The sequence below is a fragment of the Kribbella sp. NBC_00482 genome (assembly GCF_036013725.1).
Classification (GTDB): Bacteria; Actinomycetota; Actinomycetes; order Propionibacteriales; family Kribbellaceae; genus Kribbella.
Window position 1 is genome coordinate 2807737 of the sequence record NZ_CP107881.1, and the last position, 12513, is coordinate 2820249.

The window sequence follows — 12513 nt, forward strand, 5'->3', positions numbered from 1 at the left end:
CCCGCCGGTTCCGACCGGCGGGCCGTTTCGTATGTCTGGACCCTGAGAGTCCGCTCACTTACTGTCATCATGTGAGGATTGCCCGGGTGCCCGCGCTGCTGCTGCTCGTTGTGGCAGGCGTTCTGGCCATCGTGCAACCGGCGAACGCGGCGACCCCGCAACCGGATGTCGCCTATCTCAACACCGCTCACCAGCTCAACCTGACCATCATCGAGGCCGCGCACACGGCGACGACCAAGGGCCGGACCTCGTGCGTACGGCGGGTCGCCGCCCAGCTGGAACGTGACCATCGCAAGCTCTCAGCGCAGGAGCTCGACGTCGCCACGCGGCTCAACCTTCTGCTGCCGACGGCGCCTTCGGCGGCCCAGCGTCGCCAGCTCGACGTACTTGCGGCCAAGGCCGGGACAACGGCGTACGACGGCGCGTGGCTGGCCTTGCAGCGTCTGGAGCACCAGCAGTACCTGGCACTGGTGGAAGGTGAGCTGCCGATCAGCGCGTCGCCGGCAGTCGAGGCACTGGCTGACGGCGCCAAGCCCGTCATCCAGATGCACCAGCGTTCGGTCACGGCTACCTGTCGCGTCGAGACCACCACTCCGGTGGTGCCCACCGGCGAGGGCGGCCAGCAAGCAGAGGCCAACCTGGCCCGCACCCGGGCCGCACTGATCCTGATGGGGATCGGAGTGGTGCTGCTCCTGGTCGGCAAGGCGATCTCGCTGAAGCGACGCGTCATAGGTATCGCAGCCCTGGCAGCGGGTCTCGTGATGATGTTCGGCGGGCAGCCCAACAACACCGGAAAGGTCCCGGACGCGGGCAAGTCGTCCACGGACCGCGAGGCCGCCGTACCGCCTGTCCGTCTGAAACTCCCCGGTGTGCTCGAGGCGTCGGTGCAGCCGGTGGCGACCGGCGGCAACGGCCAGTTGCAGGTACCCAAGTCGTCCTCGGACGTGGGCTGGTGGGCCGCGGGCGCGGCGCCAGGCTCTGTTGGTGGCACCGTGCTGCTCGCTGGTCATGTGGACACTGCCAAAGGGCTCGGGGTGTTCGCAGCGCTCTCCGGCGTACCGGTCGGCACCAGGGTCGCGGTGACGGGTGGAGACGGCGGCGAGCACTGGTACCGGATCGTTGCGCGCCGTACCTATAAGCAGGAGGCTCTGCCCGCGGACCTGTTCCACGGTGCGGCGAAGCCCCGGCTGGCGTTGGTGACCTGCACGGGCTCCTACGACCGTACGGCGCACCGCTACAGCGAGAACCTCGTGCTCTACGGCGTTCCGCTCGACTGATCTTTTGGTAGTCCCATCTCTTTGATAGTCACAGTCAGCAATGGCCGACCGAAGTACGGCGTACGTCGACTTTCGGCTGATGTACTCAGCCGCGGCATGGGGGATCGTCGGGGTTGTGGTCAGGGGCATAACCGATAGCAGCCGCCTGCGGACCGGCGGCAGAATCAACCCAGGGGTGGACACACCGGATCCGCCCGGGGTCCGATGCTCGGCACCCCTCTGGCCTCGATACTGATCTCATCACGACACAACCCGCCCGACTGGGGACAATTCACGCCACCGAACGAGGAGCACGGCGATGATCGAGGCAAAAGGCCTCACCAAGCGATACGGCGCAACAGTTGCCGTTGACAACCTGTCTTTCGAGGTGAAACCCGGCAGGGTGACCGGCTTCCTCGGCCCGAACGGGGCCGGCAAGTCCACCACCATGCGGATGATCCTCGGACTCGACACCCCGACGTCCGGCGAAGTCACCATCGACGGCCAGCGGTACCGCGACCTGCACCGGCCGCTGACCAAGGTCGGCGCGCTGCTGGACGCCAAGTGGGTGCACCCGAACCGCTCGGCGCGAGCCCATCTGACCTGGATGGCCGCGTCCAACAAGCTGCCGAAGTCGTCGGTCGACAAGGCGCTCGACATGGTCGGCCTGACGTCGGTCGCGAACAAGCGGGCCGGCGCCTTCTCGCTGGGCATGTCGCAGCGGCTCGGTATCGCCGGCGCGTTGCTCGGCGACCCGGAGGTGCTGCTGTTCGACGAGCCGGTGAACGGTCTCGACCCGGAGGGCATCGTCTGGATCCGGACCTTCATGCACCGGCTGGCCGACGAGGGCCGCACCGTGCTGGTCTCGAGCCACCTGCTGTCCGAGATGGCGCTGACGGCCGAGGACCTGGTCGTCATCGGCCGCGGCAAGCTGATCTCGCAGAGCACCACCCAGGAGTTCGTCGACCGCGCCAGCGGTACGACGGTGAAGGTGCGGACGCCGCAGCTCGACCAGTTCGCCGGTGTGCTGAACGAGCAGCGCCTGGTGACCCGGATCGAGGACGTCGAGGACCAGGGCAAGGTGCTGTTCGTCGAGGGCGACCTGACCACCGACCAGATCGGCGAGGCGGCCGCCGCGCACGGCATCGTGCTGCACGAACTGACGCTGCAGCGCGGTTCGCTGGAGCAGGCATTCATGCAGATGACCGGTGACTCGGTCGAGTACCACGCGCACGAGGAGATCGCCGCTGTGACCTCGCTCGACGCACCCGACGCCGCCGAGGTGGCCGCGGGTCCGAAGGAGGACAACTGACATGTCGGTGATCGCTGTCGAGCGGATCAAACTCTTCTCCACCCGCTCACCGTGGTGGTGCATGATCGTCGCGGCCGTGCTGACCGTTGGGTTCGCGGCCTTGACGACCGGCTTTCTCAAGGGCGCCGACGAGCAGCAGGCGACCATCTTCATCACCCAGCCCGGCGCGCAGCTCAGCCAGATGGTGATGATGGTGATGGCCGCGCTGGCCGTCACCACGGAGTACCGGTTCGGCACCATCCGGACGAGCTTCCAGGCCGTTCCGCAGCGCGCCGCGCTGCTGCTCGGCAAGACCGCCGTGGTCGCGTTCCTGGCCGGCGCCATCGGCCTGATCGCGTCCTTCGGCGCCTGGGGGATCGGCAGCCTGTTCGCGAGCAACGCGGACCTGTCGATCAACACCGGTGCCGAGTGGCGGCTGCTGGCCGGCCAAGGGCTGGTGTTCTCGATCTCCGCCGTTTTCGCGGTGGCGGTCGGCATCCTGATCCGGCAGAGCGCCGGTGCGATCGCGATCCTGATTCTCTGGCCGCTGCTGGTCGAGAACCTGGTCAACCTGATCCCGAAGGTCGGCGACGACATGGCCAGGTGGGCGCCGTTCGCGAACGGCAGTTCGTTCCTGAACCAGGGCCAGGACTTCGGTCTGGCCGGACAGGGCGCGGGCGGTAGCGACTTCGCACTCAGCCCGTGGTGGGCGTTGCTGTACTTCGCAGGCTGGGCGGCCGCGCTGATGACGATCGCCCTGGTGTCGGCGAGCAAGCGCGACGCCTGACAAGTCCACCCCGGTCGGAGGTTGAGGGGCCCTTGACCGGGGCAGGGGCCCGGCCGGGCTGAGGGGTCCTGGTCGCGACGGTCCGTGGTGCATCCGGTCTCCGGATGGACCACGGGCCGTTTCCCATGCTGATTCGGGGCTGGCCGGGTGGCCCGTCGACGGATTACGGTGCCGCGCATGACGGACTGGGCGCAGGTGCGGGATGCGGGTTTCGCGGTTCCCGAAGGACGGCCGCTGGGTGAGCTGGTGGCCGAGCTGGCCGGGATGCTGCGGTCCCCGGATCCCGTCGTACGGGACCGGCACGCCTACTCCGTACTCGCGACCTGGATCTCGCGCGGCGTGCTGTCGGCGGACGAGCTGCGGGCGCTCGGCGACGAGATGGTGCCGCGGTTCACGGACCCGGAGATCCAGGCGCGGACGTTCGCCCCGTTGATCCTGGACTGCATCGTCACGGCCGGGGTCTTCGAACCGAGCTGGGTGCCGCCGTTCGAGCGCTGGTACGTCGCGGAGGATGACCTCCGGGGGTACGACGAGAAGCTCGGCTGGTTGCACGCGCTGGCTCATGGCGCAGACCTGCTCGGGGCGCTCGGGCAGCACGCGGCGGTGGAGCCGGTGCAGATGCTGCGGCTCGGGATCGGGCGGCTGCTGACGCCGACGCCGTACGTGCTGCGGGACATGGAGGACGACCGGCTGGGGTACGCGCTCGCGGCGACGCTGACGCGCGACGAGCTGACCGACAGCGACGCGACCGACTGGCTGGACCCGGCGATCCGGCAGCTGTCGAACCCGCCGGCCGAAGGGATCACCCCCGAGGTGACGAACACGATCCGCACGCTGCGGGTGCTGTACGTGCTCGCCGACCACGGTCTGCGGGTCGGGGATGCGAAGAAACTCACACGGATTCCGCAGGCCGATCAGGTCAAGACAAAGCTCGCGGACGTGCTCCGGATCGTCACGCCGTACTATCTCTGAGCCTGAAGTGGTCGGCGGCAACTACCTGACGGAGTAGGACGCATCCGACTTTCGTCTGGACTTTCCCTGAATCCTCCCCGAGGAACGGCATGTCGCGTTCCAGGGCGGAGTACAGGTGGTTTCAGGTGGCAGTGGAGGCTCGGTCCGTGACAAGGTCTCTGCTGGCACGCCATGGCCCCCTCCCATGGTGGTGTCAACGCCACTACCGGAGTAGTGCCAACACCATCAGATCTGGTCCCCGGCGAGGTTAGCTTGGAGTTACAACGCCGTTGGGGGCAGCGGGTTCTAGAGAGGGCGCGTGGAAGTCATGGTTGCGACATACCTGAAGAGATGGGTCGGCAACCGCATTCTGAGCAGGACCACCCGCAGGGGTGGTCTCGACCTGTCGAAGATGCGGATGTTTCCCAGCCAGGTCTCGATGCCGTTGCGCCGCGAGGGGCTCGATCCGGTCCCGGAGCTGGCCCAGGTGCGCGAGACCGAGCCGGTGCACAAGCTGGCTCATCTGTTCGGGCTGAACGTCTTTGTCGTGAGCGGTCACGCCGAGGCGAAGGCCGTGCTCGCCGACAGCACCAACTTCAGCAACGACATCCGGCCGCTGGTCGGCTCGGACCCGAACAAGCCGTCGGAGGGCATCGGGGGTCTCGGGTTCACCGATCCGCCGGACCACACGCGGCTGCGGAAACTGCTGACGCCCGAGTTCACCAAGCGCAAGCTTGCCCGGCTGGAGCCGGCGATCGAGAGGATCGTCAACGACCAGCTGGACCTGATGGAGGCCAAGGGCCCGGTCGCGGACATCGTCGCCGACTTCGCGTTCAACGTGCCGTTCCTGCTGATCGCGGACCTGCTCGGCGTCGAGGAGTCCGACCGTGATCGCTTCCGTGCGCTCGGACCGGCCCGGTTCGACCTGTCCGGCGGCGGTATCGGGGTGTTCGGGTCGGCTTCGGAGTCGCGGGACTTCCTGTTCGAGATCGTCCGCAAGCAGCGGCAGAACCCCGGTGACGGGCTGATCGGTTCGATCATCCGGGAGCAGGGCGACGACCTCGACGACATCGAGCTCGGCGGGCTGGCGGACGGGGTGTTCCTGGGCGGGTACGAGACGTCCGCGAGCATGCTCGCGCTGGGCACGCTGGTGCTGCTGCGCGACCCGGCGAACTTCGAGCGGATCCGCAACGAGCCCGGTGCGGTCGACGTGATCGTCGAGGAACTGCTGCGGTACCTGACCGTGGTGCAGGTCGCCTTCCCGCGGTTCGCCCGGCACGACCAGGAGCTGTTCGGTCAGCAGGTGAAGAAGGGCGACCTGGTCGCGGTGTCGCTGTCCGGGGCGGATCGGGACAAGCAGGTCTTCGGCGCGGACGCCGAGGACTTCTACCCCCGTCGTACGGTGTCCTCCGCGCATCTGGCGTTCGGCCACGGCATGCACCGGTGCGTCGGCGCCGAACTGGCCCGGATGGAGCTCCGCGCGGCCTTCACCGCCCTCGCACACCGCTTCCCGGACCTGTCCCTGGCCGTCCCCGAGGAACAACTCCGCTTCCGCGACTTCTCGATCGTCTACGGCGTAGAGACCCTCCCCGTACGCCTCCACGCAACCGCCGCCGAACAGGTCGCCGGCTGACCCGTGACATCGGAGTACGTAGCTAGCCTGCCCCGGAAGCGGATGGCAGCCGGGGTGCTGTTCCGGTCGTCCGACGGGCGGGTGCTCCTGGTCGAGCCGTCGTACAAGCCGAACTGGGAGATCCCCGGTGGCGCGGTCGAAGCTGACGAGTCACCGTGGGCCGCTGCGGCCCGGGAGCTGGTCGAGGAGCTCGGCACGGAACGACCTCTAGGGCGCCTGCTAGTCGTCGACCACGTGCACGCGTACGACGGACGGCCGGACGCCATGGTGTTCGTCTTCGACGGAGGTGTCGTGACCGACGCCGACGTCGCGGCCTTCACCTTCACCGACGGCGAGATCGTGTCGGCTGGCCTGTACACGCTGGCGCAGGCCAACACCCTCGGCAAACCCATGCTCGCCCACCGCCTCGAAGCCGCGGTCGCCGCCGTCCAGGAGGGTGCCGTCGTACTTTGCGAGCACGGCGAGCGGGTGGGTTAGGTCAGCTGGAAGCGTTGGGCGAAGTGGGTTAGGTCTTCTGGGTCTGGGGTGGTTACGACCAGGCGGGTGACGCCTTGGGATTCGTAGGAGGCTACGGCTTCTGGGGTTAGGTCTATGGAGCCCCAGCGGGTGTACTCGAGGTCGTCGCGGGTTGACGTGGCCAGCTTCCACTGGGTGGCGCGTTCGGCTGGGGTTAGTGCTCCGCCTGGGAAGTAGCCGTCGCCTCGTGTCGCGGCGCGGCGGGCTGCGGCTCGGCTGGAGCCGCCGATGTGGATCGGCAGCGGCGCCAGCGGATGCGGGAAGCTGCTCAGGTCCTCGAACTCGAAGAACTCACCCGAGTAGCTGACGCGATCACCTGACCAGAGCAGCCGCAGTACGTCGATCGCCTCGTCCGTACGTCGTCCGCGGGACGCGAAGTCCACACCCACCGCCCGAGCCTCGCCAGGCAGACTTCCCAGGCCGACGGTCAGCAGCCGCATCCGCCCCTTCGACAGCACGTCGAGGGTCGCCAGCCGCTTCGCCAGCACCACCGGATGGTGGTACGGCAGCAACAGCACGGCCGTCCCGAGCAGGAGCCGTTCCGTGGACGCTGCCACGAACCCGAGGAGCTCGAGCGGATCGCCGTACGGCAGATCGGTCGGGATCTCGAACCCGCCGAAGCTGGCGCCGCGATACAGCGCCACGTGCTCCGGAACGTACAACCCCTCGAACCCGCACTCCTCAGCGCGCCGCGCGAACCGGACCAGCCGGTCCGGATCCATCCCGTACGCCGGCGTGCTGTAACTCACCGCGAATCTCACCACCGAACCCTAAAACCCTGCCCCCAGGGTCAACGCAAACAAGACAAGACGGGCTCTTGCGCCCGATGTGTGGGTGTCGTGCTGCCGGCTGACGGGTTATGTGTCCGATGACGGGAAGTAGCAGGCCAGCAGTGAAAGAACCCGCCAGCGGCGACCTGCCGGCGGTCTCACCGGGGGAGCCGGCTGGGTGATCGGGGTTGGTGGCGGCACGGCGCCTCGCGGGTCGGGTGATGTGCAAGCTCGACAGGTAGTGCACCGGTGAGACGGTGTACGCAGGGACGCGTTCACGCTCAGGTGCACTACCCGGCCAGCTGACATGTCCTGTCGAGCTGCAGATTTGGGGCTAGGCCCGCTGTCCGGTCCGGTGTGTGGGTGGTGGTGGCCGTATGCGGGGACTTGGGATAGGCCGTGGTGGGTTGGCACCTGACATGGCCTGTCTCCACCCACCATCTCCTATCTCCAGTCACCACTGCCGCGAGGACCGGGCATCCGGCGGTGCGGGAATGACCCGCGAATCTGGCAGAAGAGTCGAGAAACTTGTACGCCGAGTACGCTTCTTGTGGCACTAGGTGGCCGTTGGCCGGATCGGGTCGTGACAGGACCCGGGGTGGGTGGTCACAATGGGCGGTCCGGCCCGAGATGCGGGTGACGGAACAGGGAAGGGCCGTCGGCGGTTATGGGGAATGGCGAGATGGCGGCGGACGATGCGCTGACCGTACGGATCGCCGCCGCGATGACCGCGGCGCAGTCGGGTGGGCATGCGACGGCGGCCGCGGAGATCGAGGCGATCCGGACCGAGCTGGGCGGCGTGCCGAGCTACCGGCTGGCGGCCGCCGAGTACGTCCGGGGCGTCACGGCGCACCATGCCAGCGATGCCGACGAGGCTCTGCGCGCGGTCGACGCGTGTATCGAGATCGCCCGCGCGATCGACGAACCGGGCTGGGAAGCGAACGCGCTGCCGATCCGCATCATCAACCTCGCCCGCAGCGGCCGCGGCGGCGACACGGTCAACGACCTGGTCGCCGCTGAAGCAGCCTTGAATCGCACCAGGGACGCCGGCCTGACCGCCTGGGCACACACCGGCCTCGGCTACGCGTACGACGTCCTGCGGCTTTTCGAACTGTGCATTCCGCATTACGAGCTCGCCACCCAGCTGGACGTCGACGTCTTCGAGCTGGCCGAGTCGCCGGCCATCAACCGGCTGAACCTCGCCGAGACGTACCTGCGCTGGGCGCACGAGCTCGAACGCCTCGGTGATCCTTTGTATACAAGGGAGATCGAGGAGCGTCTGGCGTCCGCGGCGTACTGGGCGCGCGAGGCCGAGCGTGTGGTGGTCGACGACGAGACCCAGGAGTTCTGGAAACTCAGCGCCCGGCTCTGGATCGCCGCCGCGGCGACCGCCCAGGACCCGGATCAGGCGGTCGCCGACCTGACCGAGATCCGCGACGAGATCAGCAAGCTGGGCGAGACCGAGCGGCTCGCGATCGCCGGCGCCTACCTCGCGCGGGCCCTGCAGGCGCAGGGGAAGTCCGAGGAGGCCAAGGCCGCGGCGGACCGCGCGGCCGACGACCTGATTCCGTTGGCCGACCCATCGACCCACGTCCTGGTGCTGCAGACCCGGTCGGAGGTCGAAGCGGCCGACGGTACGACGGGTGCCCAGGCGGGACTGGCCTACGCGCGCTCGGTTGCGCGGGGCTGGTGGAAGGAGCGGCAGCGCGCGCTGAACGCCGTACGGCATGCGCTTGCCGCGCACGACCTGCCGGCCCGGCACGACGCCGAGTGGCACGCGGCGCGGCAGGATCCGCTGACCGGGGTGGGAAATCGCCGCGCCCTCGACGAGCGGCTGACCGCGGCCCGGGACTCCGGCCGGGCGGTGACGTTGCTGGCGATCGACGTCGACGATCTGAAGCTCGTCAACGACACGTTCGGGCACGCCTGCGGGGACGAATTGCTGCAGGTTGTTGCAAATCTCCTGGTAGAACAGGCGCGAGCAACCGATGCCGTGATTCGATCGGGTGGCGACGAGTTCTTCGTGGTGCTCGACCAGCCCGACGCCAAGGGCGGTGCCCAGCTGGCCGAGCGGATCCGGATCGCCGTCGAGGCGATCGCGGCGACGACGCAGAAACCGTGGCTGCGCCGGCTCGGACTGAGCGTCGGGTACGCCGCGACCGCCGAAGGAATCGCCGTTGAGCAGTTGATCTCCCAGGCGGACCGGCGCCTGTACAGGGAGAAGCGCCGTAAGAAGTGACGAAGGGTGGGGAGGTGTGGTGCGGGAGACGTCCGGGGTGACGACGCGGATCGCGGCAGCGATGACGCGCGCGCAGTCGGGCAGTCCGGCCGAGGCGGCGCTCGAGCTGAACGCGCTGCTCCTCGAGCTGGGCCCGGAGCCCACTCACGAACGCGCCGCCGCGGAGTACGTGCGAGCCGTCGCCGCGCATCACGCCACCGATTCGATCGAGGCGCTGGACGCCGTCGACAGCTGTATCCGGGTCGCCCGCGCGATCGACGAGCCGGGCTGGGAGGCGAATGCGATCGCGCTCCGGATCGTCACCCTGATCCGGACCGGCGAGGGCGGTGACTCGGTCGCCGACCTGGTCGCCGCGGAGAACGCACTGTCCCGGACCCGCGACCTCGGCCTGGCGAGCTGGGCACACACCGGCCTCGGCTACGCCTACGACCTGCTCCGGCTGTACGAGCTGTGCATCCCGCACTTCGAGCTCGCCGCCGAGGGCGACCACGACCCACTCGGCCTGCCCGAGGCGCCGGCGATCAACCGGCTGAACCTGGCCGAGTCGAACCTGCGCTGGGCCCACGAGCTCGAGCGGCTCGGCGACACGACGTACGACGAGGAGATCACGGAACGTCGGCGCGCCGCGCACCGCTGGGCGGGTGAAGCGGTCGAGGTGATCCTCGCGGCCGACCTGCTCGGGTACTGGCCGATGGCCGGGCGGATGTGGCTCGCGGCGAGCAACGACGGCGCGGACGCGGGTGAGGCCGCGGTGATCCTGAAGGACTGCCGGGACCAGCTGGCCAAGCTCGGTGATCTCGAGCTGGCCGCGATCGCGGGCGCCTACCTGGCCAAGGCGTACATGGCGCGTGACCGGATCGGTGAGGCGATGGACGCCGCGGACCGGGCGGCGAGTGACCTGCCGCCGACGTCGGATCCGCCCGTGGAGGCGCTGATCCGGCACACCGCCGTACAGATCAGTGCGGAGTCCGGAGACACTGGTGCGTCCTCCGGGCTGCAGTACGCACGGGCGATCAGCCGCGGCTGGTGGGCGGAGCGGTTGCGCGGGCTGTACGCCGTACGGAGCGCGCTGGCCAACCACGAGCTCTCGATCCGGCACGATGCCGAGTGGCGGGCGGCGCGTGAGGATCCGCTGACCGGCGTGGGGAATCGGCGGGCGCTCGACGAGCGGATGTCGGTCGCGCAGGCCTCCGGCCGCTCGATCGCGGTGATCGCGATCGACGTGGACAACCTGAAGGTGATCAACGACAGCTACGGGCACGCCAGCGGCGACGAGGTGCTGCGGCGGGTCGGGACGCTACTGACCGAGCAGTGTCGCGCGGAGGACGTCGTGGCGCGCGCGGGCGGGGACGAGTTCGTCGTCGTACTCGACAACCCGGACGAGCGGGGTGCGCCCGAGCTGGTCGAGCGGATCAAGTTCGCGGCGGATCGTGAGGCAGAGCGGGCTGAGGCGCCGTGGTTCGCGCTGCTGCGGTTGAGTGTCGGGCAGGCGAGCAGCACGGACGGTACGGCGGTTACCGAGCTGCTGAAGGAAGCGGATCGACGCATGTACGCCGAGAAGCGCCGACGCCGGCGCACTGCTCAATAGTCCGCTCAGTAGTCCAGGAAGCCTTCAATTACGAGGTTTCTGATCTGTGGGAGGTAGTCGGCGAGTACGTCGACCACTGGACGGTCCATGAGGTCGGCCAGCGCGGCGAGGATCTGTCCGGTGCTCAGGTCGCCGTCACACGCGCCGACGAAGCCGGCCAGGACGGTGTCGACCTGCTCAGCTCTCCGCATGCCACGCTGTCGTCTGAGCACGATCGTGGCCGGGTCCTCGGCTCCTGGCTGCCCGGTGGTCTCCTGGATCACGTCCTCGGCCACGTGCAGGTGCAGAGCGGTGAGGTCGGCCGGAAGGCCTTCCAGGCGTTCGAAGCGGTGCAGGACGTGCGGGCCGATCGGGCGCTCGATCTCGTACGGCCAGGCCTCGGCGGCGAGGGATCCTTCGACGTTGTGCAGGGTGATCCAGCCCATGCCGATCGCCTCGACGTTGTGCTCGTCGAGGTAGCGCATCCATTCGTCGTACCTGGTGGTGTACTGCGGTGAGCCGTGCAGGCCGGCGTCGCGGAGCCAGAGCTCGACGTACTCGGACGGGTCGAGTTGCTCGCGCTGGACTGCCCAGGCGGAGCGGTCGCCCGTCCAGGCGGCGATGCGGTCCTGCCAGTCCTCGCCGCGAACACAGGTCCAGTTGGCGAGCAGCTGGCACCAGCCGCCGTCGGTCAGGTGGTCCGGCGCTTGCCTTACCAGCTGCTCGACAACTGTGTCACCGGCGTACTCCGTCTCGCGGTAGGTCAGGTCACCGCCGGGCGGGGAGATCACGTACGGCGGATTGCTGACGATCAGGTCGAATCGCTCGCCGCGGACGGGTTCGTAGAGGCTGCCGTCGCGGAGATCAAGGTCGATGTGGTTGAGTGCGGCCGTTGCTTTGGCGAGCTGAAGGGCGCGCGGGTTCACGTCGGTCGCTGTCAGCTGGTTGACGCGGTCCGCGAGATGCAGCGACTGAATGCCGCACCCGGTGCCGATGTCGAGCGCCCGGTCAGCCTTGATCGGAACGGTCAGGTGGATGAGGCTGAGACTGGCCGGAGCAATCCCGAGCACGTAGTCGGACCGCATCGCCACCCGCCGCCCATCAAGCCCCGGCGTAAGATCCGCCACGACCCACCCGTCCTCCGCGAACGGCCGGATGTCGACCGCCGCCCGAACCTCGTCCCCATCACGCTTAACGATGCCCAGGGCAACCAGATCGATCCCCGGAAATGCCTTGTTTACAGCGTTTTCCGGCACATTCCGCTGGAGCAGGAACAACTGGATCATCGTGTCGAGCGCATCCCCCGACGCGGTACGACGGGCCGCCGCAGCGGTCTCGTTCCGCACCAACGCAGCGTTCGCCTGTACGCCGAGCCGCTCGGCGACCCCATCCGTGGTGTACCCCGCCCCGGCAAACGCCGTACGCAGCCCCTCCACCACATTCCCCGTCAGTTCCAGCATGACCGCATCCTCCCACCCCACGGCCGGGCGGCGGTGGGGTGGG

The 12513-nt window shown here is 68.6% G+C and carries 10 protein-coding genes; 8 read left to right on the plus strand and 2 right to left on the minus strand.

Annotated features, from left to right (window positions below):
- Positions 1-71 precede the first annotated feature (71 nt).
- The 6 genes from OHB24_RS14145 to OHB24_RS14170 all read left to right on the plus strand — a co-directional run bounded on the left by OHB24_RS14145 (position 72) and on the right by OHB24_RS14170 (position 6395).
- Complete coding sequence (locus tag OHB24_RS14145; protein ID WP_327639461.1) at positions 72-1277, plus strand: DUF4142 domain-containing protein; 1206 nt, start codon at positions 72-74, stop codon at positions 1275-1277.
- Positions 1278-1575: 298 nt separating this feature from the next.
- Positions 1576-2568 carry an ABC transporter ATP-binding protein gene (locus OHB24_RS14150; RefSeq protein WP_327639462.1) on the plus strand — a complete coding sequence of 331 codons (993 nt, stop codon included), beginning with the start codon at positions 1576-1578 and terminating at the stop codon, positions 2566-2568.
- Position 2569: 1 nt separating this feature from the next.
- Positions 2570-3334: a hypothetical protein gene (locus OHB24_RS14155; protein WP_327639463.1), complete on the plus strand. Its 765-nt coding sequence runs from the start codon at positions 2570-2572 to the stop codon at positions 3332-3334.
- A gap of 177 nt (positions 3335-3511) precedes the next feature.
- Complete coding sequence (locus OHB24_RS14160) at positions 3512-4306, plus strand: DUF2785 domain-containing protein (protein ID WP_327639464.1); 795 nt, start codon at positions 3512-3514, stop codon at positions 4304-4306.
- A gap of 307 nt (positions 4307-4613) precedes the next feature.
- Positions 4614-5918 (plus strand): cytochrome P450, encoded by a 1305-nt coding sequence (locus tag OHB24_RS14165; RefSeq protein WP_327641065.1) that lies wholly within the window; start codon positions 4614-4616, stop codon positions 5916-5918.
- 42 nt (positions 5919-5960) lie between these two features.
- Positions 5961-6395, plus strand: coding sequence for an NUDIX hydrolase (locus OHB24_RS14170; protein ID WP_327639465.1), 435 nt, complete (start codon positions 5961-5963; stop codon positions 6393-6395).
- Here OHB24_RS14170 and OHB24_RS14175 read toward each other — a convergent pair.
- Complete coding sequence (locus OHB24_RS14175) at positions 6392-7195, minus strand: TIGR03619 family F420-dependent LLM class oxidoreductase (protein WP_327639466.1); 804 nt, start codon at positions 7193-7195, stop codon at positions 6392-6394. The two genes, OHB24_RS14170 and OHB24_RS14175, sit on opposite strands and share 4 nt — an antisense overlap.
- A 691-nt stretch (positions 7196-7886) precedes the next feature.
- Between OHB24_RS14175 and OHB24_RS14180 the strand changes: the two genes are divergently transcribed.
- Positions 7887-9443 (plus strand): GGDEF domain-containing protein, encoded by a 1557-nt coding sequence (locus OHB24_RS14180; protein ID WP_327639467.1) that lies wholly within the window; start codon positions 7887-7889, stop codon positions 9441-9443.
- A gap of 16 nt (positions 9444-9459) precedes the next feature.
- On the plus strand, positions 9460-11031 hold the full coding sequence (locus OHB24_RS14185; RefSeq protein ID WP_327639468.1) for a GGDEF domain-containing protein: 1572 nt from the start codon (positions 9460-9462) through the stop codon (positions 11029-11031).
- Positions 11032-11036: 5 nt separating this feature from the next.
- Here the strand turns inward: OHB24_RS14185 and OHB24_RS14190 are convergent, their stop codons facing one another.
- A complete protein-coding gene (locus OHB24_RS14190; protein ID WP_327639469.1) occupies positions 11037-12470 on the minus strand; it encodes a DUF7059 domain-containing protein in 1434 nt (477 codons plus the stop codon).
- Positions 12471-12513: the final 43 nt, after the last annotated feature.